We start from the raw sequence: 25,753 nt of genomic DNA, 5'->3' as shown, positions 1-25,753 counted from the left end.
CATGGCCGAGCCTTGGCAGCCGTTACTCGATTGGTGGTTTGGTTCAGCCGATACACCGGACGAAACAGCGGCTGACAAGAACAAGCTATGGTTTGGTAAAGGCCATGATCGCCAGGCGCAAGAGCGCTTCGGCGATCGGGTCGAGCAGGCACTGGCCGGCGGATTGACCGATTGGGCGCAACGCCCGGAAGGTTGGCTGGCCCTGGTGCTGTTGCTCGATCAATTGCCGCGAATGATCTTTCGCGACACACCCAAAGCCTTCTCCGGCGATCTGCGCGCCCAAGCGTTGGTGGCCCAGGGACTGGCGACGGGTTTCGACCGACAACTCAAACCCATCCAGCGCGTGTTCATCTACCTGGTGCTTGAACACTGCGAGAACCTCGCCGTGCAGAACGAAGCCGTGTCACGGTTTATCGACCTGGTCCGAGAGCAGCCGGAAGCGGCGGTGTTCGAAGACAATCTCGATTATGCCGAACGGCATCAGAAGATCATTGCCCGGTTTGGACGGTTTCCCCATCGCAATGGGGTGTTGGGGCGGGAGTCTACGGTTGAGGAAGTGGAGTTCTTGAGCGGACCTGGGTCGCGCTTTTAGCGGCTGTTTATGGATTGCCTCGAAGCAACCGTTTCATGAGCAACGCGGGGAGGCTTTTGCGGCTATCGGCAATGATGTGGATGTAGATCGTTTGGCCTCGCACTTCATAAATGATCCTGTTCATTCCTGACAGGACCTGCCGATACTGACCAAGATTCAGCTTTTCTATTTCGTCCGGGATCGACCCCGCATAAGGGAGTGTCGCCAAATGACGGATCGCAGCCTTCAGACTGGCATGGGTGCTTTGCCATGTTTGAACAGAAAACCGTTCGGTCAGATAAACGCGCAGTTCTTTGAGATCTGTCTCAGCCGATTGGAGGATGACGATCTTCAAACTCATCGTTCGTCGGCCGCGTCCAGTTCCGCGAAGACATCCTCGACATCCCGGTACTTACCTTCCTCGATTTCCTTATTACCCATAGCCAACAGCTTTAATAGCGCCATGGTTTCTTCTTGCTCTTCGAAGCTTTTCACATCCATGACCACGAGCTTGGCTTCGCCATTTTGAGTGATGACTAAGGGCTCCCTGGTCTCTGTGATGCTCTTTACGACTTCGGCGGTATGGCTTTTCAAATAGCTGATAGGTTTGATCTGGGATGACAGCTTCATGATGGGAACCTCTCAACGCTGAGTGGACTGAGTTTAGTCCTAATTCAGTCCTGCGTCAGGTCGTGTTGACTAAACGGTCCCCAGCGGGATTGGACCCTATCGCGAGCAGGCTCTCGATAGGGTCAGCCCAGGCTTTAAATCCGGAAACTCCCCACCAACTGCTTCAACCGCGCCGCCTGTTGTTCCAGATCGGAACAGGCCCGCAAAGTCGCTTGCAGGTTTTCCACACCTTCCTGGTTCAGCGTATTGATCTCGTTGATATCGACGTTGATCGACTCCACCACGGCGGTCTGTTCCTCGGTGGCGGTGGCCACGGACTGGTTCATGCCGTCGATCTCGCCAATGCGCTGGGTCACGCTGCCTAGTCGCTCGCCGGCCTGGTTGGCGATGCCGACGCTGCTTTCGCTCTGGCGCTGGCTGTCAGTCATGGTCAGGACCGCTTCGCGGGCGCCGACTTGCAACTCTTCGATCATCTTTTGCACTTGCTGCGCCGAATCCTGGGTGCGGTGGGCCAGGTTGCGCACTTCATCGGCCACCACGGCAAAGCCGCGCCCGGCTTCACCCGCGCGGGCCGCTTCGATGGCGGCGTTCAGGGCCAGCAGGTTGGTCTGTTGGGAAATGCTGGTGATCACCTCGAGGATCTGGCCGATGTTCACCGTATTGCTGTTCAGGGTTTCGATGTTGCCGCACGAATCGCTGATCTTGGCCGACAGTTGCTGCATGGCGGTGATGGTTTTATCCACCACTTGTTGGCCGTCTTCGGCCAGGTTGCGGGCATCGCTGGAATGTTGCGAGGCGAGTGCGGCGTTCTGGGCGATTTCCTGGGCGGCGGCACCGAGCTGATTGATGGCCGCGGCCACGCTGCTGGTGCGCGATGCTTGCTGGTCGGAGTTGAACATCGACGAGTTGGACGCACTGACCACCCGCAGGGCGACTTCGTTGACCTGGCCGGTGGCCGAGGCCACTTCGCGGATCGAGGTATGGATGCGCTCGACAAAGCGGTTGAACGAAGTGCCCAGCGCACCGAATTCATCCTGGCCGTGGATGGTCAGTCGCCGGGTCAGGTCGCCTTCGCCTTCGGCGATGTCATGCATGGCGCGGCCCATGGTCAGCAGCGGTTGCATCAGCACGCGGATCAACATGCCCAGCAGGGCGATGATGAACACCACGGCGATGACCATGGCGATCAGCGCCGACGTACGGAACTCACTGAGCATCGCCAGTGCGGTGTCCTTGTTGAGCACCAGCGCCACGTACCAGTTGGCTCCCGGTACGCCATTGACCTGGGTGAACGAGATGAACTGGGCCTTGCCGTCGAGTTCGACTTCCTTCATGCCCGGGCTGACCTGAAGCGCGCCGTTGGGGTAGGCCTCGGCCAGGGTCTTGAGCACGCGCTTGCTGTCGGGGTGAATGAGGATCTTGCCGTCGGCGCTGACGATGAACGCATGGCCGTGGCCGCTGAAATTCAGCGAGTTGATGATGGCGCTGACACTCGACAGGTCGATGTCCGCGCCTGCCACGCCAATCATCTGGTTCTGGTGCTGCACGGGGGTGGCGACAGTGATCACCAGTTTGCCCGACGAGGCGGCGATGTAGGGTTCGGTGACGATGGTTTGCTGTGCGCTGTTGGCGGCCTTGTACCAGCCACGGGCGCGCGGGTCGTAGTCGGCGGCGCGATTACCCGCCGGGACCGAGAACATCACGCCGTCGGTGCCGCCGAAATAACTGAGCTGGAAGTTGCCCGTGTAGGCCGGTAGGCCCACGGCGCGTTTCAGGCTGTCGGCGCTGCTGCCGTCCACGGCAATCTGTTGGGCCAGCGATTGCAGCAACTGGATGCGGCCTTCGACCCACGTCTGGATGTTACGGCTGGTCAGGCTGCCGAGTTCCTGCATGGAGGCCTCGGTGCTGGTGTGCAGGCTCTCGCGCTGACGATAGTCGTTGAACAGGATGAAACAGGCGAATGCGATGGCGACCACGAGGGCGGCGGCCAGCAGGATTTTGTGGCTGAATTTCATGTTTCTGGTCATTAAGAACGCTACCGCACAGGTGCTGGTCAGGAAGGGATGCCAATTTGCCATAAGGCGAGGTTTCACGCTGTCCTTTTTATCGGCCCCACGCCGCCAGAGTTCAGGCGTCAAAGAGTCGAACCCGACGAAATGCACGACAGCGTCACAAACTGATTGATTTGCCGACGAAATACCTACAAAACACCCCATAAATAGCGAAGCTGCCGGGGAACCAGACCGGGGTTTTCTCTTCTAAGCTTCTGGTTGGCACCCTGCCATCCCCCTTCCGTCCCAGGAGTTACACCATGTCGTTGCGATCTATCGCCTTGTTGTTTGTGTGCGTCGTGTTGACGGCATGCAGCAAGATCAACCAGGAAAACTATTCGAAGCTGTCGGCCGGCATGTCCAAGGCCGAAGTCGAAACGTTACTGGGGAAACCGGCCGATTGTTCGGGCGCGCTTGGCATGTCCAGTTGTACCTGGGGCGACCAGAAGAGCTTTATCAGCGTGCAGTATGCCGGTGACAAAGTATTGATGTTTTCCGGCCAAGGCCTGAAGTAAACCGGGGCCGCAGGCCCGGGAGAAAAATAATGATGCGGTTAGTGTTTGTGCTTTTGGCTGGCCTGGTTTTGGCTGGCTGTGCCACCACCGGCGAAGATCCGTTGGCACCCAAGACGGTCCACAGCGTCAATCTCAAGCGTTACCAAGGGACCTGGTACGAATTGGCCCGCCTGCCCATGTACTTCCAGCGCAACTGTGCGCAATCCGAAGCCCACTACACCCTCAAGCCTGATGGCAACCTGGGGGTGCTCAATCGCTGCCTGACCTCGGACTGGCAGTGGGAGGAAGCCAAGGGCACTGCTACGCCCCAGGTGCCGGGCAAGACCGACAAGCTCTGGGTTGAATTCGATACCTGGTTCTCACGGATCGTGCCGGGTGTGTCGAAAGGCCAATACTGGGTGTTGTACGTCAGCGATGACTACAAGACCGCCATCGTGGGTGACCCGAGCCGCCGTTATATGTGGCTGCTGTCCCGTACTCCCACGGTCAACAGCATCGTGCGCGAAGAGCTGCTGAGCAAGGCGCGTCAGCAGGGCTACGACACCTCGCGACTGATCTGGCGCGCGTCGGACCGGCAGATGGCCAAGACGTCGGACTGACCTGCGCAAAAACGGTGGGGGCGAACTTGCTCCCACCATTTTTATCGGGGTCAGCCCAGGAGTTCGCGTAGCACCTGGGTAAATGCCCGGGCGCTTTCCTCTTCGCCGGCATGACGGCCATCGCGCACCACCCAGCGTCCACCGACCATCACATCGCGTACCTGGCGGTCCCCGCCGGCAAACAGCCAGCGATTGAGGATCGCGTCGCCCTGGGCCGTGGCCAGGTACGGGTCGTGGCCGTCGAGCACCAGCCAATCGGCGCGCTTGCCGATTTCGAGGGCGCCGACCGGTTGCCCCAGGGCCTGGGCGCCGCCTTCCAGTGCCGCATCGAACAAGGTCCGTCCGACCATCGGCTGATCCGACCGATACACGCGGTTGCGCCGTTGATCCCGCAGGCGCTGGCCGTATTCCAGCCAACGCAGTTCTTCCACCACGCTCAATGACACATGGCTGTCGGAACCAATGCCCAGGCGCCCGCCTTGGGCGAGGAAGTCCACGGCTGGGAAAATCCCGTCCCCCAGGTTGGCTTCGGTGGTCAGGCACAGGCCGGCAATCGCTCGGCTCTTGGCCATCAGGCTGACTTCCTGGGCGTTGGCGTGGGTGGCGTGGACCAGGCACCAGCGTTCGTCCACTTCGGCGTTTTCATACAGCCATTGCAGCGGACGGGCACCGCTCCAGCTCAGGCAGTCGTCGACTTCCTTCTGTTGCTCGGCGATGTGGATGTGCACCGGGCATTGACGGTCGCTCGCGGCCAGCACTTCCTGGATCTGTCCGGGCGTCACGGCGCGCAGGGAGTGGAAACACAAACCCAGCGCCTGGGAGGGTTGCCCGGCCAGGATCGGCTGCAAGCGCGACTGCAGCTTCAAGTAGTTCTCGCTGCTGTTGATGAATCGGCGTTGCCCGTCATTGGGTGCCTGGCCGCCAAAACCGGAATGGCTGTAAAGCACCGGTAGCAGCGTCAGGCCGATGCCTGCGGCGCTGGCGGCGTGGCTGATGCGCAACGACAGTTCGGCCGGATCGGCATAAGGCGCGCCGTCGATGTCGTGGTGGACATAATGAAATTCGGCGACCGAGGTGTAACCGGCCTTGAGCATTTCGATGTACAGCTGCCGGGCGATGATGCCGAGTTGGTCCGGGCGGATTTTTCCGACGAGCCGGTACATCAGGTCACGCCAGGTCCAGAAGCTGTCGTTGGGATTGCCCGCCACTTCCGCCAACCCGGCCATGGCCCGCTGGAAGGCATGGGAGTGCAGGTTCGGCATGCCCGGCAACAGCGGGCCGCCCAGCCGTTCGGCGCCTTCAGCCTGGGCGTTGGCCTGGATATGAGTCAGCACGCCATTGGCATCGACTTCAAGACGTACATCGTTGGCCCATCCACTAGGCAGCAGCGCGCGTTCGGCAAAGAAGGCGGACATGGTTCAACCTCGTTTTGTGTAATTTGTATATACATATACAGACGTTTGCCTGGCCGGTAAACTCCGGCAAGCTAGCCTTCTTATTTGCAGAACAGGGAACTGCCGTGCCGACTCCGCCTGCCAAACCGCCGCTGGCCGCCAACCTGGGTGACAGTCCGGCGCCCTTGTATGCCCGCGTCAAACAAATGATTACCCAGCAGATCGACAGTGGGAACTGGCCGCCGCATTACCGCGTGCCGTCGGAAAGCGAACTGGTCAACCAACTGGGTTTCAGTCGCATGACCATCAACCGCGCCCTGCGGGAAATGACCGCCGATGGCCTGTTGGTGCGCATGCAGGGCGTCGGTACGTTCGTCGCCGAGCCCAAGAGTCAATCGGCGTTGTTCGAAGTGCATAACATCGCCGACGAAATCGCCTCCCGCGGCCATCGGCACACCTGCAAGGTGGTCACCCTCGAGGAAGAAGCGGCCGGTTCCGAGCGGGCCATGGCCCTGGACATGCGCGAAGGGCAGAAAGTCTTCCACTCGTTGATCGTGCATTACGAAAACGATATTCCCGTGCAAATCGAGGACCGTTTCGTCAACGCCTTGGTGGCGCCCGAGTACCTCAAGCAAGACTTCACCCTGCAAACGCCCTACGCCTACCTGAACCAGGTCGCCCCGCTGACCGAAGGCGAGCATGTGGTCGAAGCGATCCTGGCCGAGCCCAGCGAATGCAAGTTGTTGCAGATCGAGCGAGGCGAGCCGTGCCTGTTGATTCGCCGCCGTACCTGGTCCGGGCGCCAGCCGGTGACTGCTGCACGCTTGATCCATCCCGGTTCCCGTCACAGCCTGGAAGGGCGTTTTCATAAATGAGCCAGTTGAAAGTTTTACGCGCAGCAGATTACCCACGCATGCCATGGAAGAACGGCGGCGGCAGCACCGAGGAAATCACTCGTGATGCCGGCGCCGGCCTGGAAGGTTTCGGCTGGCGCCTGTCGATTGCCGACATTGGCGAGTCGGGCGGTTTTTCCACGTTCGCCGGTTACGAGCGGATCATCAGTGTCTTGCAGGGTGACGGCATGACGCTGAGCGTCGATGGCCAGACCACGCGGCCACTGCACCCGCTGGATCCCTTTGCGTTCAGCGGCGAGAGCCATGTGCATTGCACCTTGCTCGGCGGGCCGATTCGCGACTTCAACCTGATTTACGCGCCACAGCGTTACCGCGCACGGTTGCAATGGATGGGCGGTCAGCAGCGGTTTTTCAGCGAGGCGCAGACGCTGCTGGTATTCAGTGCGGCCCCGGGGCTGACGCTCAAAGTGGGTGAATCCACCGTTGGTTTGGGTCTTTACGACTGTTTGCAACTGAGCGGTAACACTGGGCTGGTGGATGTCTCGACCCACGGTCAATGCTGCGTGATTGAGCTGACGGCCCACTGATTTCAGCTTCTTGAGTACCCTGTGGGCAAGCCTTGCCCACAGATAAATCCCCTCGCCACAAGGTGCCTGCCTGCTGTTTCTTCTGCGCACCAACTTGTTACCGAATGCCCCAGCGTGGCGCAACACCACGCTTCTGTGACCCTCCGATTTCCCCCTCGAAAACCCTCTTAAAAAATTTCATGCCGCTCAGCAGCCCTTAAATCACAAGGCTTTCAGCCAACTCCTCAGCCGTTTCTGAACACCACCTCCAACAAGTTGGCCGCTTGATTGCTTATGCTTGTACATACAAGTAAAGACGTATGTGTATGAGTCGGCTGTACTCAACGCTACGTTCACTGAATCACTGCCCGCTGCCCGGGCTGGTCTGGATTGATCGCTGAGGAGTTTTTGCTGTGACCGACGCTACCCGCAAACCTGAAAAATACCGTGACGTTGAAATCCGCGCCCCTCGCGGTAACACGCTGACCGCCAAGAGCTGGCTGACTGAAGCGCCGCTGCGCATGCTGATGAACAACCTCGACCCACAAGTGGCCGAGAACCCCAAGGAGCTGGTGGTCTACGGTGGCATCGGTCGCGCGGCGCGCAACTGGGAGTGCTACGACAAGATCGTCGAAAGCCTGACCAACCTGAACGACGACGAAACCTTGCTGGTGCAATCCGGCAAACCAGTAGGCGTGTTCAAGACCCACAGCAACGCCCCGCGCGTGCTGATCGCCAACTCCAACCTGGTGCCGCACTGGGCCACTTGGGAACACTTCAACGAACTCGATGCGAAGGGCCTGGCCATGTATGGCCAGATGACCGCCGGCAGCTGGATCTACATCGGCAGCCAGGGCATCGTGCAAGGCACTTATGAAACCTTCGTCGAGGCCGGTCGCCAGCACTACGATTCCAACCTCAAGGGCCGCTGGGTCCTGACCGCCGGCCTGGGCGGCATGGGCGGTGCGCAACCATTGGCCGCGACCCTGGCTGGCGCTTGCTCGCTGAACATCGAATGCCAGCAGATCAGCATCGATTTCCGCCTCAAGACCCGCTACGTCGACGAGCAGGCCACCGACCTGGATGACGCCCTGGCTCGCATCGAGAAATACACCGCTGAAGGCAAGGCCATTTCCATCGCACTGTGCGGCAACGCCGCCGAGATCCTGCCGGAATTGGTCCGTCGCGGTGTGCGCCCGGACATGGTCACCGACCAGACCAGCGCCCACGACCCGCTCAACGGTTACCTGCCGGCCGGTTGGACCTGGGACGAATACCGTGCCCGCGCCAAGACCGAACCCGCCGCGGTGGTGAAAGCGGCCAAGCAATCGATGGCCGTTCACGTCAAAGCCATGCTGGCCTTCCAGAAAATGGGCGTGCCGACCTTCGACTACGGCAACAACATCCGCCAGATGGCCCAGGAAGAAGGCGTCGAGAATGCCTTCGATTTCCCAGGCTTCGTCCCGGCCTACATCCGTCCGCTGTTTTGCCGTGGTATCGGTCCGTTCCGCTGGGCCGCGCTGTCGGGTGACCCGCAGGACATCTACAAGACCGACGCCAAGGTCAAGGAACTGATTCCCGACGACGCTCACCTGCACAACTGGCTGGACATGGCTCGCGAGCGCATCAGCTTCCAAGGCTTGCCAGCGCGTATCTGCTGGGTCGGCCTGGGCCAGCGCGCCAAGCTGGGCCTGGCGTTCAACGAAATGGTTCGCCGCGGCGAGCTGTCGGCGCCGATCGTCATCGGTCGCGACCACCTGGACTCCGGCTCCGTCGCCAGCCCCAACCGTGAAACCGAATCCATGCAGGACGGTTCCGATGCCGTTTCCGATTGGCCGCTGCTCAACGCCTTGCTCAACACCGCCAGCGGCGCGACCTGGGTGTCGTTGCACCACGGTGGTGGCGTGGGCATGGGCTTCTCCCAGCATTCGGGCATGGTGATCGTCTGCGACGGCACCGATGAAGCGGCCGAACGCATTGCCCGCGTGCTGCACAACGATCCAGGTACTGGCGTGATGCGTCATGCCGATGCCGGTTACCAGATCGCCATCGACTGCGCCAAGGAGCAGGGGCTGAATCTGCCCATGATCACCGGCAAGTAACGCAACACTCTTGTGGGAGCGCCGCACCGCCGCTCCCACAAGGAAACAGCAGCGCAAATGAATCCAGAACAATCCACAGAGGTTGAACCATGGCTGTCACCAGCACACGCGAAAGCAGCACGCCGTTGATCGAGAAGCGCTCGATCGACTACATCCCGGAAGCGGAGAGACACGGCCGATTGTTGAGCCAGTTCACCCTCTGGATGGGCGCCAACCTGCAGATCACCGCCATTGTCACCGGTGCGTTGGCGGTGGTGCTGGGTGGTGACGTGTTCTGGTCGTTGATCGGTTTGCTGATCGGCCAACTGCTCGGCGGTGGTGTCATGGCGCTGCATGCCGCGCAGGGCCCCAAGCTCGGCCTGCCGCAGATGATCTCCAGTCGCGTGCAGTTCGGTATTTATGGCGCGGCCATCCCGATCGTCCTGGTGTGCCTGATGTACCTGGGTTTCACTGCGACGGGAACGGTGCTCTCCGGCCAGGCGCTGGGCCAGTTGTTTGGCGTCAGCGACAGCGTCGGCATCCTTATGTTCGCCAGTGTCATCGTGCTGGTCACGGTGCTCGGTTACCGGGTGATCCACTTCATTGGCCGGGTCGCCAGCGTGATTGGCGTGATCGCCTTCGTTTACCTGTTCGCTCGCCTGATCGGCCAGACAGACGTTGGCGCACTCCTGCAAATCCGCCATTTCAGCTGGAGCAGCTTCCTGCTGGCCGTGTCGCTCGCGGCATCCTGGCAGATCGCCTTCGGCCCCTACGTGGCGGACTATTCACGCTATCTGCCGAGCGCGACGTCGTCGGTGAAAACCTTCTTTGCCGCAGGTGCCGGTTCGGTCATCGGCGCACAGGTGGCGATGATCCTCGGCGTGTTCGCCGCCGCCTCGGCCAATGGGCAGTTCGCGGGTCACGAAGTGGCCTACATCGTGGGCCTGGGGGGGGCCGGTGCCACCGCTGCGCTGCTGTACTTCAGCATCGCGTTCGGCAAGGTCACCATCTCCACGTTGAACTCCTACGGCAGCTTCATGTGCATTGCGACCATCATCAGCGGTTTTCGTGGTCGCCTGAACGTAACGCGCCTGCAACGCCTGGTCTTCGTGCTGGCAATCGTCGGCGCTGCGACCCTGATCGCGCTGCTCGGCCAGCACTCGTTCCTCGGTGCGTTCAAGTCCTTCATCTTGTTCTTGCTGGCGTTCTTCACGCCTTGGAGCGCGATCAACCTGGTGGACTACTACTGCATCACTCGCGAGCGTTATGACGTGCCGGCGCTGGCCGATCCGAACGGGCGCTACGGGCGCTGGAACACCCTCGGTATCAGCGTTTATGTCTTCGGTGTACTGGTTCAATTGCCGTTCATCGCCACCAAGTTCTATACCGGTCCGCTGGTGGCGGCCATGGGCGGCGTGGATATTTCCTGGATCATCGGCCTGGTGCTTCCCGCTGCACTGTATTACGTGTGCGCGAAGAAATGGCACGGCGCGGTACCCGACCACCTGATTCTGCCGGTCGCGCAGAGCAACGTTGTACAACCTATAACAAGCGGGGCTGGTCGCGCTGCGGCGCAGGCCTGATTGGACGTGGGAAGGGCAGGATGCCTCTTGACTGCCGTAAGCCAATCCAACTGATTAGGAGCGTCACATAATGAAATCGAACAAGACCCTGCTGACCGCACTGCTTTCCATGGGCCTGCTGGCCAGTGCCGGCGCCACGCAAGCAGCGGGTTGGTGCGAGTCGGGCAAACCGGTGAAGTTTGCCGGCCTGAACTGGGAAAGCGGCATGCTGCTGACTGACGTCCTGCAAGTGGTGCTCGAGAAAGGCTACGGCTGCAAGACCGACAGCCTGCCCGGCAACTCCATCACCATGGAGAACGCCCTGAGCAGCAACGACATCCAGGTGTTTGCCGAAGAGTGGGTCGGGCGCAGCGAGGTCTGGAACAAGGCCGAGAAGGCCGGCAAGGTGGTGGGCGTCGGCGCGCCGGTGGTGGGCGCCATCGAAGGTTGGTACGTGCCGCGCTACGTGGTCGAAGGCGATGCCAAGCGCAAGCTCGAAGCCAAGGCGCCAGGCCTGAAGAACATCGCCGACCTGGGCCAGTACGCCGCCGTGTTCAAGGATCCGGAAGAGCCGTCCAAGGGCCGCTTCTACAACTGCCCGGCCGGCTGGACCTGCGAGCTGGACAACAGCGAAATGCTGAAAAGCTACGGCTTGGAAAAAACCTACACCAACTTCCGTCCGGGCACCGGCCCAGCGTTGGATGCGGCAGTGCTGTCGAGCTACAAGCGTGGCGAGCCGATCCTGTTCTACTACTGGTCGCCAACGCCGCTGATGGGCCAGGTGGACCTGGTGAAACTGGAAGAAAAACCGGGCGTGGATAAAAGCGTGAGCATCAAGGTCGGCCTATCCAAGACTTTCCACGACGAAGCCCCGGAACTGGTGACGGTGCTGGAAAAGGTCAACCTGCCCATCGATATCCTCAACCAGAACCTCGGTCGCATGGCCAAGGAGCGAATCGAGTCGCCGAAACTGGCGAAGATTTTCCTGAAGGAACATCCTGAAGTCTGGCACGCCTGGGTGAGTGAAGACGCTGCCAAGAAAATCGACGCGGCTCTGTAGGTCGAATACCCCCGGCCAACCCGAAGGGCTGGCCGGGATGTTCACTGCATCCCTTTGATCGAGAGTCCCTTATGTTTCCCGAAAGCTTTACCTTCTCCATCGCCGACTGGGTCAACGGTTGGGTCGATACGCTGGTGACCAACTATGGCGATGTGTTCCGGCACATCTCCGACACCCTGCTGTGGGCCATCGTCAACCTCGAAGGCCTGCTGCGCCTGGCGCCCTGGTGGTTGATGCTGGCCATTGTCGGCGGCGTCGCCTGGCACGCGACCCGCAAGGTCGTGGCGACGGCGGTGATCGTCGGCCTGCTGTTCCTGGTGGGCGCGGTGGGCCTGTGGGACAAACTGATGCAGACCCTCGCCCTGATGCTGGTGGCGACGCTGATCTCGGTGTTGATCGGCATTCCGCTGGGCATCCTCTCGGCCCGCAGCAATCGCCTGCGTTCGGTGCTGATGCCGTTGCTGGACATCATGCAGACCATGCCGAGCTTCGTGTACCTGATTCCGGTATTGATGCTGTTCGGCCTGGGCAAGGTCCCGGCGATCTTCGCCACGGTGATCTACGCCGCGCCACCGTTGATTCGCCTGACCGACCTGGGCATCCGCCAGGTGGACGGTGAAGTGATGGAAGCCATCAATGCCTTCGGCGCCAACCGCTGGCAACAGCTGTTCGGCGTGCAACTGCCCCTGGCCCTGCCGAGCATCATGGCCGGGATCAACCAGACCACCATGATGGCCCTGTCGATGGTGGTCATCGCCTCGATGATCGGCGCCCGTGGCCTGGGTGAAGATGTACTGGTGGGCATCCAGACCCTCAACGTCGGACGCGGCCTCGAAGCGGGGCTGGCCATCGTGATTCTCGCCGTGGTCATCGACCGCATTACCCAGGCCTATGGTCGTCCTCGGCACGAGGTGAGCAAATGAACAACGCAGCCATCAGCAAGATCGAAGTCAAGAACGTCTTCAAGATTTTCGGCAATCGCTCCCAGGAAGCCCTGGACCTGATCCGCCAGGACAAGAGCAAGGACCAGGTGCTGGCCGCCACCGGTTGCGTGGTCGGTGTGAACGACCTGTCGCTGAGCATCGGCACCGGCGAGATCTTCGTGATCATGGGCTTGTCCGGTTCGGGCAAATCCACCTTGGTACGCCACTTCAACCGGCTGATCGATCCCACCAGCGGCGCGATCCTGGTAGACGGCGAGGACATCCTGCAACTGGACATGGACGCCCTGCGCGAATTCCGCCGGCACAAGATCAGCATGGTGTTCCAGAGCTTCGGCCTGCTGCCCCACAAGAACGTGCTGGACAACGTCGCCTACGGCTTGAAAGTGCGCGGCGAGAGCAAGCAGGTGTGCGCCGAGCGGGCGTTGCACTGGATCAACACCGTGGGCCTGAAGGGCTACGAGAACAAATACCCGCACCAGCTCTCGGGTGGGATGCGCCAGCGCGTCGGCCTGGCCCGTGCCTTGGCGGCGGACACCGACATCATCCTGATGGACGAAGCCTTCAGCGCCCTCGACCCGCTGATCCGCGCGGAAATGCAGGACCAGTTGCTGGAGCTGCAAAAGACCCTGCACAAGACCATCGTCTTCATCACCCACGACCTCGACGAGGCCGTGCGCATCGGCAACCGCATTGCGATCCTCAAGGATGGCAAGCTGATCCAGGTCGGCACGCCCCGGGAGATCCTGCATTCGCCGGCGGATGAATATGTCGATCGGTTCGTGCAGCGCAGGGCAGCGGTGGTGTAGGGCGGGGGACAAAGCCTGTGGGAGCAAAGCTTGCTCCCACAGATAATCCCGCTGCGACGCAAGGGTATTGGCAACTTAATATGGGTATGAGGCTTTAGATGTCCCAGGCTGAAAAAATCGTAATCGCCGATGCTCCCCTGCGTTGGCAGGATGTGGTCGCCGTCGCCCGCTTCGGCGCGCCTCTGGAGCTGTCGGCCGAGGCCTGGGCGCGGATCGACAATGCCCAGGCCATCGTCCAGCGCATCGTCGAAAGTGGCGAGCGCGCCTATGGCGTCAACACCGGCCTGGGGGCCTTGTGCAATGTTTCGCTCAAGGACGAACAACTCAGCCAACTGTCGCGCAACACGCTGCTCAGCCATGCCTGCGGCGTCGGCGCGCCGCTGTCCGATGAGCAGACCCGGGCGATTCTCTGCGCTGCCATCCTCAACTACAGCCAGGGCAAGTCCGGCATCCATCGCCGGGTGGTCGAAGCGCTGCTGGCGCTGCTCAACCGTGGCATCACCCCACAAGTGCCGTCCCAGGGATCGGTGGGTTACCTGACCCACATGGCCCACATCAGCATCGCGCTGCTGGGCGTCGGACAGGTCAGCCACCGTGGGCAGATCATTTCGGCGCAGCAGGCATTGGCCGCTGAAGGGCTGCAACCGGTGCAACTGGGGGCCAAGGACGGCTTATGCCTGGTCAACGGCACACCGTGCATGACCGGTCTCAGTTGCCTGGCCCTGGCCGATGCGACGCGCCTGCTGCAATGGGCCGATGTGATCGGTGCCATGAGCTTCGAAGCCCTGCGCGGGCAGATTGCCGCGTTCGATGCCGAGATCATCGCCCTCAAGCCGCACCCGGGCATGCAGCAGGTTGGCGCTAATTTGCGCGCCTTGCTCGAAGGCAGCGAGGTCATCACCGCGAGCCTGGGCATTCGCACCCAGGATGCCTTGAGCATTCGTTCGATTCCCCAGGTGCACGGCGCCGCTCGCGATCAGTTGGCCCATGCGCGCCAGCAGATCGAAACCGAACTCAATGCCGCCACCGATAACCCGTTGCTGCTGGGTACGCCGGAAAATTTCCGGGTCATGTCCCAGGCCAATCCCCACGGCCAATCGGTGGCGCTGGCGGCGGATCTGCTGGCTGTGGCCATGGCCGAGATCGGGTCCATCGCCGAGCGCCGCCTCGACCGCTTGATCAACCCCCACGTCAGCGGCCTGCCGGCCTTTCTGGTGGCCAATCCCGGGGTGAACTCGGGAATGATGATCGTGCAATATGTCGCCGCCTCGCTGTGCGCGGAGAACAAGCAACTGGCGCAACCGGCAGTGCTCGACAACTTCGTCACCTCCGGCTTGCAGGAAGACCACTTGAGCATGGGCACCAACGCGGCCCTGAAGCTGCACCGGGCCCTGGAAAACTGCACGCAGATCCTTGCCATCGAATACCTGCTGGCGGCCCAGGCTTTTGAATTTCTCAAGACGCAACGTTTCGGTGTCGGCACCGGCGCGGCCTGGCGGTTGCTGCGCCAGCGTGTCCCCGCCTATGACCAGGACCGCTGGTTGGCGCCGGACATCGCCAGCGCTGCCGGGCTCCTTAAAGACCCGAACGTGCTGGACAGTGTGTTACCGAATTTGAATTGATCAAAAAAGCGCCAGCGTGCCAAGGCACCTCTTGCCCACAAGGCATCGCTCAAAAAGCGAGGGTGACGGATAACGGAACGTTCCGGAGCGACTGGCGGATACATAAAAACTCTCAAAAGGAGCAGGAAATGACAGCTTTGAACTTGATCCCCGGCCAACTGAGCCTGGCTCAACTGCGTGATATCTATCAGCAACCCGTGACGCTGACGCTCGACGCCAGTGCCTCGGCGCAGATCGAGGCCAGCGTTGCCTGCGTGGAGCAGATCCTCGCCGAGAACCGCACTGCCTACGGCATCAACACCGGTTTCGGCCTGCTGGCCTCGACCCGTATCGCCAGCCAGGACCTGGAAAACCTGCAACGCTCCCTGGTGCTATCCCATGCCGCTGGCGTAGGCGAGCCGATCAGCGATGCGCTGGTGCGTTTGATCATGGTGCTCAAGGTCAACAGCCTGAGCCGTGGTTTCTCTGGCATTCGCCGGCAAGTGATCGATGCGTTGATCGCACTGGTCAATGCCGAGGTCTACCCACACATTCCGCTCAAGGGTTCGGTCGGCGCTTCCGGTGACCTGGCGCCACTGGCCCATATGTCCCTGGTGCTGCTGGGCGAAGGCAAGGCTCGCTACAAAGGCGAATGGCTGCCGGCCGTCGAGGCGCTGAAAGTCGCCGGCCTGGCGCCGCTGACCCTGGCCGCCAAGGAAGGCCTGGCGCTGCTCAACGGCACCCAGGTGTCCACCGCGTTTGCCCTGCGTGGCCTGTTCGAAGGCGAAGACCTGTTCGCCGGTGCCCTGGCCCTGGGCAGCCTGACCGTGGAAGCGGTGCTCGGCTCGCGCTCGCCATTCGATGCTCGCATCCACGCGGCCCGTGGCCAGAAGGGCCAGATCGATACCGCCGCTGCTTATCGCGACCTGCTGGGTGAGCGCAGCGAAGTCTCCGCGTCGCACCAGAACTGCGACAAGGTCCAGGACCCGTACTCCCTGCGTTGCCAGCCGCAAGTGATGGGCGCCTGCCTGACCCAGTTCCGCCAGGCCGCCGAGGTGCTGGTGGTCGAGGCGAACGCGGTGTCGGACAACCCGCTGGTGTTTGCCGCCGAAGGCGACGTGATCTCCGGTGGCAACTTCCACGCCGAGCCGGTGGCGATGGCCGCCGATAACATGGCGCTGGCGATTGCCGAGATCGGCTCCCTGAGCGAGCGCCGCATCTCGCTGATGATGGACAAGCACATGTCGCAACTGCCGCCGTTCCTGGTGGGCAATGGTGGCGTGAACTCCGGCTTCATGATCGCCCAGGTCACTGCTGCTGCCTTGGCGAGTGAGAACAAGGCCTTGTCCCATCCTCACTCGGTGGACAGCCTGCCGACCTCGGCCAACCAGGAAGACCACGTCTCCATGGCTCCGGCCGCCGGTAAGCGTCTGTGGGAAATGGCCGAGAACACCCGTGGCATCCTCGCGGTGGAATGGCTCGCGGCCTGCCAGGGGCTGGACCTGCGCGGTGGCTTGAAAACCTCCACGAAGCTGGAAAAGGCCCGGGCCGTCCTGCGTGCCGAAGTGCCGTTCTATGAGAAGGACCGCTTCTTTGCACCCGACATCAATGCCGCCAGCGAGTTGTTGGCCAGCCGGTGCCTGAACGAGTTGGTGACCGCCAAGTTGTTGCCGAGCCTGTAAGGGCCCCATCGTCGGAACGCCGCCCGGAGTAAGCTCGCTCCCACAAGGAATGCTGGTGGGAACGAGCTTGCTCGCGATTCGATTTGAATTATTCGAGGAAACCGAGATGAAAACCCTCTGGCAAAACTGCCACGCCGCCACCATGGCCCAGGGCGTCTACTCGATCGTCGAGGACGCGGCCATCGTCACCGAGGGCGAGCACATTCAGTGGATCGGTCCGCGTGCCGAACTGCCGACCGGTGATTACCCGGCGGTCAACGACCTCAAGGGAGCCTGGGTCACGCCGGGGCTGATCGACTGCCACACCCACACCGTGTTCGGCGGCAACCGCAGCGGTGAATTCGAGCAGCGCCTGCAAGGGGTCAGCTACGCCGAGATCGCCGCGGCCGGTGGCGGCATCGCCAGCACCGTGCGCGCCACCCGCGCCGCCAGTGAAGACGAGCTGTTCGCCAGCGCCGCCAAGCGCCTGGCAAGCCTGATGCGCGACGGCGTGACCACGGTGGAAATCAAATCCGGCTATGGCCTGGACCTGGCCAGCGAACGCAAGATGCTGCGGGTTATCCGCCGCCTCGGTGCCGAGCTGCCGCTCAGTGTGCGCAGCACGTGCCTGGCCGCCCACGCCCTGCCGCCGGAGTACAAGGACCGTGCCGATGACTATATCGAGCACATCTGCACCGAGATGCTCCCGGCGCTCGCGGCCGAAGGGCTGGTGGACGCGGTGGATGCCTTTTGCGAATACCTGGCGTTTTCCCCGGCGCAGGTCGAGCGGGTGTTCATCACCGCGCAACGACTGGGCCTGCCGGTGAAGCTGCACGCCGAACAATTGTCGTCGCTGCACGGTTCCAGCCTGGCGGCCCGTTACCAGGCGCTGTCGGCCGATCACCTGGAGTTCATGACCGAGGACGACGCCCGGGCTATGGCCGAGTCCGGCACGGTGGCGGTGCTGTTGCCGGGAGCGTTTTATTTCCTGCGCGAAACCCAGTTGCCACCCATGGAAGCCCTGCGTAAGCACGGCGTGAAAATCGCCGTGGCCAGCGACCTCAACCCCGGCACCTCGCCGGCCTTGTCGTTGCGCTTGATGCTGAACATGGCCTGCACCTGTTTGCGCATGACGCCGGAAGAAGCCCTGGCCGGGGCGACGATTCATGCCGCCCAGGCCTTGGGCCTGGCGCAAACCCATGGTTCGCTGGAAGCCGGCAAGGTGGCGGACTTCGTCGCCTGGCACATTGAACGCCCAGCCGACCTGGCTTATTGGCTCGGTGGCGAACTGGAAAAACGCGTCGTGCGTCACGGCGTTGAAATCGATTGAGGAGAAGGGTTGTGGAGAAGGTCCTGAATTTCAAGCAAGGGCGCGTGCCGCTGTTGATCAGCATGCCTCATGCCGGCCTGCGCCTGACCCCGGCGGTCCAGGCCGGGTTGATCCCCGAGGCCCAAAGCCTGCCGGACACCGACTGGCACATCCCGAGGCTCTATGAGTGTGCCGCAGAGCTGGGCGCCAGCACCCTCGCCGCCGAATACTCACGCTTCGTGGTCGACCTGAACCGCCCGAGCGATGACACGCCGATGTACGTCGGCGCCACGACCGGTTTGTACCCGGCGACGCTGTTCGATGGCGTGCCGTTGTTTCGCGAAGGGTTGGAGCCATCGGCCGAGGAACGGGCGACGTACCTGCAACACGTTTGGATGCCGTACCACCAGACCCTGCAACAGGAGCTGGCGCGGCTCAAGGCCGAGTTCGGCTATGCCTTGCTGTTCGACGCCCATTCGATTCGTTCGGTGATCCCGCACCTGTTCGACGGCAAGCTGCCGGACTTCAACCTCGGCACCTTCAACGGCGCCAGTTGCGATCCGGTCCTGGCCCGCCAGCTCGAAGCCATCTGCGCCCGCCACGATCAGTTCACCCACGTGCTCAACGGACGTTTCAAGGGCGGACACATCACGCGGCACTACGGCAACCCGGCCGAACATATCCATGCGGTGCAACTGGAACTGTGCCAGAGCACCTACATGGAGGAGTTCGAACCGTTCAACTATCGAGCGGACCTGGCGGCGTCGACCCAGGGGGTGCTCAGGGAGTTGCTCGAGGGGCTGCTGGCCTGGGGCCGGGAGACCTACGAAAAGTAGAACGCCAGCAGCACTCAGATATCACTGTGGGAGGGATGCTCTCGCTATCAGGTTATGCCGGTACATGGCTGACACGCTTTGACTGCGCAGGGGACATGCTCATTGAGGGCATTCGGGTTTATGATGCCGGACGGCAGACTAAATAGAAGTCCCCCCAGGGATGACTCGACCCCTTACGGAGCGCGCAATGCAGACTTTGTACCCGCAGATCAAACCCTATGCCCGGCACGATCTGGCTGTCGATGACACCCACACGCTCTATGTCGATGAAAGTGGTTCCCCCGAAGGCCTGCCGGTGGTGTTCATCCATGGCGGTCCAGGTGCCGGTTGCGATGCGCAAAGCCGCTGCTATTTCGACCCGAACCTGTACCGTATCGTCACCTTCGACCAGCGCGGCTGTGGTCGTTCCACCCCCCATGCAAGCCTTGAAAACAACACCACCTGGGACCTGGTCGCAGACCTGGAGCGGATTCGCAAACACCTGGGTATCGAGAAGTGGGTACTGTTCGGCGGCTCCTGGGGTTCGACTCTGGCCCTGGCCTATGCACAGACCCATCCGGAGCGGGTGCATGGCCTGATCCTGCGTGGGATCTTTCTTTGCCGACCGCAGGAAATCGAGTGGTTCTACCAGTCCGGCGCCAGTCGCCTGTTCCCGGACTACTGGCAGGACTACGTCGCGCCGATCCCGCCGGATGAACGCGACGATCTGCTCGGCGCCTTCCATAAACGCCTGACCGGTAACGACCAGATTGCCCAGATGCACGCCGCCAAGGCGTGGTCGATCTGGGAAGGACGCACCGCGACCCTGCGCCCGAACCCCCTGGTGGTCGATCGCTTCTCCGAGCCGCAGCGTGCACTGTCGATTGCCCGGATCGAATGCCACTATTTCACCAACAACGCTTTCCTGGAGCCCAACCAGCTGATTCGCGACATGGGCAAGATCGCCCATCTGCCGGGTGTCATCGTGCACGGTCGCTACGACGTGATCTGCCCACTGGACAACGCCTGGGAACTGCACCAGAACTGGCCCAACAGCGAACTGCAGGTGATCCGCGACGCCGGCCACGCCGCGTCTGAGCCAGGCATCACTGACGCACTGGTGCGCGCTGCCGGGCAAATGGCCCGGCGTCTGTTGAACCTGCCGCCCGAAGAAGCATGAAGGGCCTGTTGCAACGGGTTCGCGGCGCCCGGGTCGAAGTGGCCGGTGAAATTGTCGGGGCCATCGACCAGGGCTTGCTGGTGCTGGTGGCCGTCGAGCCCGGGGACACCCGGGCCAGCGCCGACAAACTCCTGCATAAACTGCTTAACTACCGGGTCTTCAGCGACGCCGAGGGCAAGATGAACCTGTCCCTGGCAGACGTTGGCGGTGGATTGCTGCTGGTGTCGCAGTTCACCCTGGCGGCCGATACCAAAAGTGGCTTGCGCCCGAGCTTTTCAACGGCCGCGCCGCCCGTCCTGGGAGAGGAACTGTTCAACTATTTGCTAAACCAAGCGAAACAGGTGCATGGCACTGTGGCATCAGGTAGATTCGGCGCCGACATGCAGGTGCATCTGGTCAACGATGGCCCGGTAACCTTCCTGTTACAGGCCTGAAAGTGTTTGAAACATCTTTTCCATCCTGTTTCGAGGCAAAACCGGGAGTTTTCTCGAGAAATACTTTGTTGCGCCTGATGCGTTGTCACGCGGCCTGCTAGATAATCGCGCGCTACGGGGGATCAGCGTTCGCTGGTCCATTTGACTTAGGTAGAGAGTTGTCCTGGGCCGTTTGGGGAATCATTTTGTCCCATCGGAGTCGGAACAATGCTCGCCAACTTGGCAAGAGTGGTCCGCAAGGGCGGTTTTTCAAAGCCGATACTTTGCAGATCCCTTATCTGGCCGTTGGTTTTTTGATCAGTATTCGGCGAGGGTTGCTCGTGATTGTTAGTCCCTGTAATGCACCAAAAATGTCTGCCAAACGGTTTAGAAACGCTCTGGTAGCGGGCTCGGCCCTGCTGTGCCTGTTTGGCGCGGGCCAACTGTGGGCATTCAGCCTGGATGATGTGTCGGCGAAGGCCCAAGAGCTGGCCGGGCAAAAATACGAAGCCCCGCGTAGCAATCTGCCGAACGAATTCCGCGAAATGAAATTCGCCGATTATCAGAAAATCCGTTTCCGCACCGAAAAAGCCGAATGGGCCGACCAGAAGACGCCGTTCCGGCTGTCGTTCTATCACCAGGGCATGCACTTCGACACACCGGTGAAAATCAACGAAGTCACCGCAACCAGCGTCGAAGAAATCAAATACGACCCGAAACGCTTCGATTTCGGCGACGTCCAGTTCGATCCCAAGGCGACCGAGCAGTTGGGCTACGCGGGTTTCCGCGTGCTGTACCCGATCAACAAGGCCGACAAGCAAGACGAAATCATGACCATGCTGGGCGCGAGTTATTTCCGCGTCATCGGCAAGGGGCAGGTGTACGGCTTGTCCGCCCGTGGCATGGCCATCGACACCGCGTTGCCGTCCGGTGAGGAATTCCCGCGTTTTCGCGAGTTCTGGATCCAGCGTCCGAAACCCACCGACAAGCACCTGGTGATCTTCGCCCTGCTGGATTCGCCACGTGCCACCGGTGCTTATCGCCTGACCCTGCGTCCAGGCACCGACACCGTGGTCGATGTGAAATCGCGCATGTTCCTGCGCGATCGCGTGACCAAGCTCGGCGTTGCCCCGTTGACCAGCATGTACCTGTTCGGTGCCAACCAGCCTTCCAAGGTGTTGAACTACCGGCGTGAACTGCACGATTCCAGTGGCCTGTCGATCCACGCCGGCAACGGCGAGTGGATCTGGCGTCCGCTGAACAACCCGAAACACCTGGCTGTGAGCAATTTCTCGGTGGAAAACCCACGGGGTTTCGGCCTGTTGCAACGGGGTCGTGATTTCAGTCACTACGAAGACCTGGACGACCGCTACGAAAAACGTCCAAGTGCCTGGATCGAGCCGAAAGGCGATTGGGGCAAGGGCACCGTCGACCTGGTGGAGATTCCGACCGCCGACGAAACCAACGACAACATCGTTGCGTTCTGGAGCCCGGAAAAACTGCCTGAGCCAGGCCAGCCGCTGGATTTCAGCTACCGCCTGCACTGGACCCTCGACGAAGCCAGCCTGCACTCGCCGGACAGCGCCTGGGTCAAGCAGACCTTGCGTTCCACGGGTGACGTGAAGCAGTCCAACCTGATTCGCCAGCCGGACGGCAGCGTGGCTTACCTGGTGGATTTCGAAGGCCCGTCGCTGCAAGACCTGCCGGAAGACGCCGATGTGCGTAGCCAGGTGAGCGTCGGCGAAAACGCCGAGATCGTCGAGAATAATGTGCGCTACAACCCGGAAACCAAGGGCTGGCGCCTGACTCTGCGACTCAAGATCAAGGACGCCAAGCAGTCCACTGAAATGCGCGCGGCGCTGATTCGTCCGTTGATGCCTGTCGAAGCGCCTGCTTCGGCCCACAGCGTCACCACCACCCTGGCCAAGGCTGACAAGGTCGCGCAGCAGAGCGTGAAAGAACAAGCGAAAGACAAAGCGAAAGAAGAAGCCAAGGCTGTCAAGGCGGCGTCTGCCGCCGTTGAAGCAACCCCAACCCAGCAGGAACCGGAAGCGACTGAACAAGTCCTGACCGAGACCTGGAGCTATCAGTTGCCTGCCGATGAGTAATACGCCCGTACAGCCAGAAACACTTAGCGAGTATTTGGCCCACTTGCCCATGACCGACGCGCAGCGTGCCGAACTGGCAGGCTGCAAGTCCTTCAGCGAACTGCACGAGCGTCTATCGTCCCCGACGTTCGACGCATCGACCGAGGCGGCGCAGGCCTCGGTCGGCCGGCGCCTGACCTTGAGCACCGCCGAGGAGCTCGAGGACGCCGAGATGCTGGGGCTCGACGCCAGCGGTCGGGTTCGCTTGAAAGCGACTCCACCGATCCGTCGGACCAAGGTCGTGCCGGAGCCGTGGCGCACCAACATCCTTGTGCGCGGCTGGCGTCGCCTGACCGGCCGGACCAACCCGCCGAAGCCGCCCAAGGATGAGCGCGTGCTGCCGCATGCGCGTTGGCGCACCGTCGGTTCGATCCGTCGCTACATCCTGTTGATCCTGATGCTGGGCCAGACCATTGTCGCGGGCTGGTACATGAAGGGCATCATGCCGTACCAGGGTTGGTCGTTGGTGGACCTGGACGAGGTCCTGCACCAACCGCTGTTGCAGACGGCCACCCAAGTGCTGCCGTATGCCTTGCAAACCAGCATCCTGATCATGTTCGGCATCCTGTTCTGCTGGGTATCGGCGGGTTTCTGGACCGCGCTGATGGGCTTCCTTGAATTGCTCACCGGGCATGACAAGTACCGTATCTCCGGTGCCAGTGCCGGCAACGAGCCGATTCCCAAGGACGCCCGCACCGCGCTGGTGATGCCGATCTGTAACGAGGACGTGCCGCGGGTATTCGCCGGTTTGCGCGCGACCTTCGAGTCGGTGGCTGCCACCGGTGATCTCGATCGTTTCGACTTCTTCGTACTCAGCGACAGTAACGAAACCGACATCTGTGTCGCCGAGCAGCAGGCCTGGATGGATGTCTGCCGTGAGGCCGGCGGCTTTGGCAAGATCTTCTATCGCCGCCGCCGTCGTCGTGTGAAGCGCAAGAGTGGCAACCTCGACGACTTCTGCCGTCGTTGGGGCAGCGACTACAAGTACATGGTCGTACTCGATGCCGACAGTGTGATGAGTGGCGAATGCCTGACCAGCCTGGTGCGCCTGATGGAAGCCACGCCGGACGCCGGCATCATCCAGACCGCGCCGAAAGCCTCGGGCATGGACACCCTGTATGCGCGCATGCAGCAGTTCGCCACGCGTGTGTACGGCCCGTTGTTTACCGCTGGCCTGCACTTCTGGCAGTTGGGTGAGTCCCACTACTGGGGCCACAACGCGATCATCCGCATGAAGCCTTTCATCGAGCACTGCGCCCTGGCGCCGCTGCCGGGTAAAGGCGCATTCGCCGGCGCCATCCTGTCCCACGACTTCGTCGAAGCCGCGTTGATGCGCCGCGCCGGCTGGGGCGTGTGGATTGCCTATGACCTGCCGGGCAGTTATGAAGAACTGCCGCCGAACCTGCTCGACGAGCTCAAGCGTGACCGCCGCTGGTGCCACGGCAACCTGATGAACTTCCGGCTGTTCCTGGTCAAGGGCATGCACCCGGTGCACCGTGCGGTGTTCCTCACGGGCGTGATGTCCTATCTGTCGGCGCCGTTGTGGTTCTTCTTCCTGGTGTTGTCCACCGCGTTGCTGGCGGTGAACACCCTGATGGAGCCGCAATACTTCCTCGAACCCCGCCAGCTTTATCCGCTGTGGCCGCAATGGCATCCGGACAAGGCCATCGCGCTGTTCTCCACCACCATCGTGCTGTTGTTCCTGCCCAAGCTGTTGAGCGTGGTGCTGATCTGGGCCAAGGGTGCGAAGGAGTTCGGTGGCAAGTTCAAGGTGACGGTGTCGATGCTGCTGGAGATGCTGTTCTCCATGCTGCTGGCGCCGGTGCGGATGATTTTCCACACCCGCTTCGTGCTCGCCGCGTTCCTGGGCTGGGCCGCGACCTGGAATTCCCCGCAGCGTGACGACGACTCCACGCCTTGGAGCGAAGCGGTCAAGCGCCACGGTCCGCAAACCGTGCTGGGCTTCTTCTGGGCCTTGCTGGTGATCTGGCTGAACCCAAGCTTCTTGTGGTGGCTGGTGCCGATCGTGGGTTCGTTGATGCTGTCAATCCCGGTGTCGGTGATCTCCAGTCGCGTGGGCCTGGGCTTGAAATCCCGCGACGAAAGCCTGTTCCTGATCCCTGAGGAATACGCCCCGCCGCAGGAGTTGCTGTCGACGGACCAGTACACCCATGAAAACCGCTGGCACGCGCTGCACGACGGCTTCATCCGGGCGGTGGTCGATCCACAACAGAACGCCTTGGCCTACGCCCTGGCAACCTCGCGGCACCGCCAGGCCGAGCCGATCGAATGGCTTCGGGTCGAACGCGTTCGCCACGCCCTGAAGGCCGGTCCTGCGGGGCTGAGCAACGCCGAGCGACTGGCATTGCTGAGCGACCCGGTGGCCCTGTCGCGCCTGCATGAGCAGGTCTGGAACGAGGCGCATCCGGAGTGGCTGGCGGCCTGGCGGGCATCGGTCAAGGCCGATCCTCATGCGCCGTTGCTACCGCTTCAGCCGGTGAGTGCACAGCCTCAGCTGGCCTGATCCGCAAAAAAGCCCCGCTTCTGCAAAGAGGCGGGGCTTTTTGTTGGGTGTGATTTCTGAGCTTTCTTACGACCTCTGTGGTGAGGGAGCTTGCTCCCGGTTTGTTGGTCTGGATGTTCGGGGCATATCCGTTGCTGCGGTAACGGCTGCTTGGGGTTCCGCCCTGACGGCGGCTTACTTTTGAGAAGCGCAAAAGTAAGCAAAACGCTCTGCCCCACCACTGGGCACCTCGCCTAGGCGAGGTGTTCCCTCACTCCGGCATTGCTCCGTGGGCCCGCCGCGAAGGGCCCTCCATGACCCAGCGCGGCTATCCCGGCATCCATGCCGGGATGCCCACTACGCAATGCCTGCGTTCGGCCCTTGTGGTTAACGGGGCGGCCAAGATCAGAAGCCAGAGCAAGAGCAAGAGCAAGAGCAAGAGCAAGAGCAAGAGCAAGAGCAAGAGCAAGAGCAAGAGCAAGAGCAAGAGC

The 25,753-nt window shown here is 61.6% G+C and carries 22 protein-coding genes; 18 read left to right on the top strand and 4 right to left on the bottom strand.

Annotated features, from left to right (window positions below):
* The first annotated feature begins 1 nt into the window (after position 1).
* Entirely contained in the window at positions 2-592 is a 591-nt protein-coding gene (locus N4Q37_RS23145) for a DUF924 family protein (protein ID WP_260962008.1), read from the top strand.
* A gap of 7 nt (positions 593-599) precedes the next feature.
* Here N4Q37_RS23145 and N4Q37_RS23140 read toward each other — a convergent pair whose 3' ends face one another.
* The 3 genes from N4Q37_RS23140 to N4Q37_RS23130 all read right to left on the bottom strand — a co-directional run bounded on the left by N4Q37_RS23140 (position 600) and on the right by N4Q37_RS23130 (position 3,228).
* Positions 600-932, bottom strand: a complete 333-nt coding sequence (locus N4Q37_RS23140) for a type II toxin-antitoxin system RelE/ParE family toxin (RefSeq protein ID WP_260962006.1) — start codon at positions 930-932, stop codon at positions 600-602.
* A complete protein-coding gene (locus N4Q37_RS23135; protein ID WP_260962004.1) occupies positions 929-1,201 on the bottom strand; it encodes a type II toxin-antitoxin system Phd/YefM family antitoxin in 273 nt (90 codons plus the stop codon). Before N4Q37_RS23135 ends, N4Q37_RS23140 begins: the two co-directional genes overlap by 4 nt.
* Positions 1,202-1,335: 134 nt before the next feature.
* The gene (locus N4Q37_RS23130) at positions 1,336-3,228 is read right to left on the bottom strand and encodes a methyl-accepting chemotaxis protein (RefSeq protein WP_260962002.1); all 1,893 of its coding nucleotides are present in this window, start codon (positions 3,226-3,228) and stop codon (positions 1,336-1,338) included.
* Between the two features lie 284 nt (positions 3,229-3,512).
* Between N4Q37_RS23130 and N4Q37_RS23125 the strand changes: the two genes are divergently transcribed.
* Entirely contained in the window at positions 3,513-3,767 is a 255-nt protein-coding gene (locus N4Q37_RS23125) for an outer membrane protein assembly factor BamE (RefSeq protein WP_260962000.1), read from the top strand.
* A 29-nt stretch (positions 3,768-3,796) separates the two neighbouring features.
* Positions 3,797-4,366 carry a lipocalin family protein gene (locus tag N4Q37_RS23120; RefSeq protein ID WP_260961998.1) on the top strand — a complete coding sequence of 190 codons (570 nt, stop codon included), beginning with the start codon at positions 3,797-3,799 and terminating at the stop codon, positions 4,364-4,366.
* 50 nt (positions 4,367-4,416) lie between these two features.
* On the opposite strand, the gene N4Q37_RS23115 is transcribed toward N4Q37_RS23120, so the two are convergent.
* Positions 4,417-5,781 carry a formimidoylglutamate deiminase gene (locus N4Q37_RS23115; RefSeq protein WP_260961996.1) on the bottom strand — a complete coding sequence of 455 codons (1,365 nt, stop codon included), beginning with the start codon at positions 5,779-5,781 and terminating at the stop codon, positions 4,417-4,419.
* Between the two features lie 104 nt (positions 5,782-5,885).
* Between N4Q37_RS23115 and hutC the strand changes: the two genes are divergently transcribed.
* From hutC to mdoH, 15 genes are all read left to right on the top strand, one after another.
* Complete coding sequence (gene hutC / locus N4Q37_RS23110; protein ID WP_260961994.1) at positions 5,886-6,635, top strand: histidine utilization repressor; 750 nt, start codon at positions 5,886-5,888, stop codon at positions 6,633-6,635.
* Complete coding sequence (locus tag N4Q37_RS23105; RefSeq protein ID WP_260961992.1) at positions 6,632-7,201, top strand: HutD/Ves family protein; 570 nt, start codon at positions 6,632-6,634, stop codon at positions 7,199-7,201. The genes hutC and N4Q37_RS23105 overlap by 4 nt, the downstream gene beginning before the upstream one ends.
* Before the next feature lie 392 nt (positions 7,202-7,593).
* Complete coding sequence (hutU, locus tag N4Q37_RS23100; protein ID WP_260961991.1) at positions 7,594-9,282, top strand: urocanate hydratase; 1,689 nt, start codon at positions 7,594-7,596, stop codon at positions 9,280-9,282.
* An 89-nt stretch (positions 9,283-9,371) separates the two neighbouring features.
* Entirely contained in the window at positions 9,372-10,844 is a 1,473-nt protein-coding gene (locus N4Q37_RS23095; RefSeq protein WP_260961989.1) for a purine-cytosine permease family protein, read from the top strand.
* Between the two features lie 70 nt (positions 10,845-10,914).
* Positions 10,915-11,883, top strand: coding sequence for an ABC transporter substrate-binding protein (locus N4Q37_RS23090; protein WP_260961986.1), 969 nt, complete (start codon positions 10,915-10,917; stop codon positions 11,881-11,883).
* 71 nt (positions 11,884-11,954) lie between these two features.
* Positions 11,955-12,806, top strand: a complete 852-nt coding sequence (locus N4Q37_RS23085) for an ABC transporter permease (protein WP_260961984.1) — start codon at positions 11,955-11,957, stop codon at positions 12,804-12,806.
* Positions 12,803-13,633: a quaternary amine ABC transporter ATP-binding protein gene (locus tag N4Q37_RS23080; RefSeq protein WP_260961983.1), complete on the top strand. Its 831-nt coding sequence runs from the start codon at positions 12,803-12,805 to the stop codon at positions 13,631-13,633. Before N4Q37_RS23085 ends, N4Q37_RS23080 begins: the two co-directional genes overlap by 4 nt.
* 98 nt (positions 13,634-13,731) lie before the next feature.
* On the top strand, positions 13,732-15,255 hold the full coding sequence (gene hutH, locus N4Q37_RS23075) for a histidine ammonia-lyase (protein ID WP_260961980.1): 1,524 nt from the start codon (positions 13,732-13,734) through the stop codon (positions 15,253-15,255).
* Between the two features lie 128 nt (positions 15,256-15,383).
* On the top strand, positions 15,384-16,916 hold the full coding sequence (gene hutH / locus N4Q37_RS23070) for a histidine ammonia-lyase (protein ID WP_260961978.1): 1,533 nt from the start codon (positions 15,384-15,386) through the stop codon (positions 16,914-16,916).
* 106 nt (positions 16,917-17,022) lie between these two features.
* Complete coding sequence (hutI, locus tag N4Q37_RS23065) at positions 17,023-18,225, top strand: imidazolonepropionase (RefSeq protein ID WP_260961977.1); 1,203 nt, start codon at positions 17,023-17,025, stop codon at positions 18,223-18,225.
* An 11-nt stretch (positions 18,226-18,236) separates the two neighbouring features.
* Entirely contained in the window at positions 18,237-19,040 is an 804-nt protein-coding gene (gene hutG / locus N4Q37_RS23060; protein WP_260961975.1) for an N-formylglutamate deformylase, read from the top strand.
* A gap of 187 nt (positions 19,041-19,227) precedes the next feature.
* Positions 19,228-20,199 (top strand): prolyl aminopeptidase, encoded by a 972-nt coding sequence (gene pip / locus N4Q37_RS23055; RefSeq protein WP_260961974.1) that lies wholly within the window; start codon positions 19,228-19,230, stop codon positions 20,197-20,199.
* Complete coding sequence (dtd, locus tag N4Q37_RS23050) at positions 20,196-20,633, top strand: D-aminoacyl-tRNA deacylase (protein WP_260961972.1); 438 nt, start codon at positions 20,196-20,198, stop codon at positions 20,631-20,633. The genes pip and dtd overlap by 4 nt, the downstream gene beginning before the upstream one ends.
* Positions 20,634-20,983: 350 nt before the next feature.
* The gene (locus N4Q37_RS23045) at positions 20,984-22,720 is read left to right on the top strand and encodes a glucan biosynthesis protein G (RefSeq protein ID WP_260961970.1); all 1,737 of its coding nucleotides are present in this window, start codon (positions 20,984-20,986) and stop codon (positions 22,718-22,720) included.
* Positions 22,713-25,283, top strand: a complete 2,571-nt coding sequence (mdoH, locus tag N4Q37_RS23040) for a glucans biosynthesis glucosyltransferase MdoH (protein WP_260961968.1) — start codon at positions 22,713-22,715, stop codon at positions 25,281-25,283. Before N4Q37_RS23045 ends, mdoH begins: the two co-directional genes overlap by 8 nt.
* Positions 25,284-25,753 lie beyond the last annotated feature (470 nt).

The organism is Pseudomonas citri (assembly GCF_025336485.1).
Lineage (GTDB): Bacteria > Pseudomonadota > Gammaproteobacteria > Pseudomonadales > Pseudomonadaceae > Aquipseudomonas > Aquipseudomonas citri.
Note: the sequence above shows the minus strand (reverse complement) of the source record. Positions and strands in the feature narration are given on the sequence as shown.

What these genes read in the sequence shown, in the direction of transcription:
- N4Q37_RS23145 (WP_260962008.1), top strand. Translation starts at nt 2, where the DNA reads ATGGCCGAGCCTTGGCAGCCGTTACTCGATTGGTGGTTTGGTTCAGCC.
- N4Q37_RS23140 (WP_260962006.1), bottom strand. Translation starts at nt 932, where the DNA reads ATGAGTTTGAAGATCGTCATCCTCCAATCGGCTGAGACAGATCTCAAA.
- N4Q37_RS23135 (WP_260962004.1), bottom strand. Translation starts at nt 1,201, where the DNA reads ATGAAGCTGTCATCCCAGATCAAACCTATCAGCTATTTGAAAAGCCAT.
- N4Q37_RS23130 (WP_260962002.1), bottom strand. Translation starts at nt 3,228, where the DNA reads ATGACCAGAAACATGAAATTCAGCCACAAAATCCTGCTGGCCGCCGCC.
- N4Q37_RS23125 (WP_260962000.1), top strand. Translation starts at nt 3,513, where the DNA reads ATGTCGTTGCGATCTATCGCCTTGTTGTTTGTGTGCGTCGTGTTGACG.
- N4Q37_RS23120 (WP_260961998.1), top strand. Translation starts at nt 3,797, where the DNA reads ATGATGCGGTTAGTGTTTGTGCTTTTGGCTGGCCTGGTTTTGGCTGGC.
- N4Q37_RS23115 (WP_260961996.1), bottom strand. Translation starts at nt 5,781, where the DNA reads ATGTCCGCCTTCTTTGCCGAACGCGCGCTGCTGCCTAGTGGATGGGCC.
- N4Q37_RS23105 (WP_260961992.1), top strand. Translation starts at nt 6,632, where the DNA reads ATGAGCCAGTTGAAAGTTTTACGCGCAGCAGATTACCCACGCATGCCA.
- N4Q37_RS23095 (WP_260961989.1), top strand. Translation starts at nt 9,372, where the DNA reads ATGGCTGTCACCAGCACACGCGAAAGCAGCACGCCGTTGATCGAGAAG.
- N4Q37_RS23090 (WP_260961986.1), top strand. Translation starts at nt 10,915, where the DNA reads ATGAAATCGAACAAGACCCTGCTGACCGCACTGCTTTCCATGGGCCTG.
- N4Q37_RS23085 (WP_260961984.1), top strand. Translation starts at nt 11,955, where the DNA reads ATGTTTCCCGAAAGCTTTACCTTCTCCATCGCCGACTGGGTCAACGGT.
- N4Q37_RS23080 (WP_260961983.1), top strand. Translation starts at nt 12,803, where the DNA reads ATGAACAACGCAGCCATCAGCAAGATCGAAGTCAAGAACGTCTTCAAG.
- hutH (WP_260961980.1), top strand. Translation starts at nt 13,732, where the DNA reads ATGTCCCAGGCTGAAAAAATCGTAATCGCCGATGCTCCCCTGCGTTGG.
- hutH (WP_260961978.1), top strand. Translation starts at nt 15,384, where the DNA reads ATGACAGCTTTGAACTTGATCCCCGGCCAACTGAGCCTGGCTCAACTG.
- hutI (WP_260961977.1), top strand. Translation starts at nt 17,023, where the DNA reads ATGAAAACCCTCTGGCAAAACTGCCACGCCGCCACCATGGCCCAGGGC.
- pip (WP_260961974.1), top strand. Translation starts at nt 19,228, where the DNA reads ATGCAGACTTTGTACCCGCAGATCAAACCCTATGCCCGGCACGATCTG.
- dtd (WP_260961972.1), top strand. Translation starts at nt 20,196, where the DNA reads ATGAAGGGCCTGTTGCAACGGGTTCGCGGCGCCCGGGTCGAAGTGGCC.
- N4Q37_RS23045 (WP_260961970.1), top strand. Translation starts at nt 20,984, where the DNA reads ATGTCTGCCAAACGGTTTAGAAACGCTCTGGTAGCGGGCTCGGCCCTG.
- mdoH (WP_260961968.1), top strand. Translation starts at nt 22,713, where the DNA reads ATGAGTAATACGCCCGTACAGCCAGAAACACTTAGCGAGTATTTGGCC.